Genomic DNA, 203 nt, shown 5'->3' on the forward strand with positions numbered 1-203 from the left:
AGTTGGATCATTTCCACCGCATTGCCGATACAGTGCGCTGAAGTCGAGCAGGCGGAACTGATGGAATAATTGACGCCTCGGATTTTAAAAGGCGTCGCCAGACACGCCGACACGCCGGAGGCCATAGCTTTGGTAACCATATAAGGCCCCACACCGCGCAGACCGCGGGCGCGCATGCCGTCGGATCCAGCAACCTGATTGCG

General features: G+C 58.1%; 1 protein-coding gene. It reads right to left on the reverse strand.

Translation table 11 applies throughout. The features are described from left to right. On the reverse strand, positions 1 to 203 hold a 203-nt coding region (locus BG74_RS00285), incomplete at both ends, for a beta-ketoacyl synthase N-terminal-like domain-containing protein (protein ID WP_305809552.1).

Origin of the sequence: Sodalis-like endosymbiont of Proechinophthirus fluctus, assembly GCF_001602625.1 — a bacterium.
In the GTDB taxonomy this organism is placed as follows: domain Bacteria; phylum Pseudomonadota; class Gammaproteobacteria; order Enterobacterales; family Enterobacteriaceae.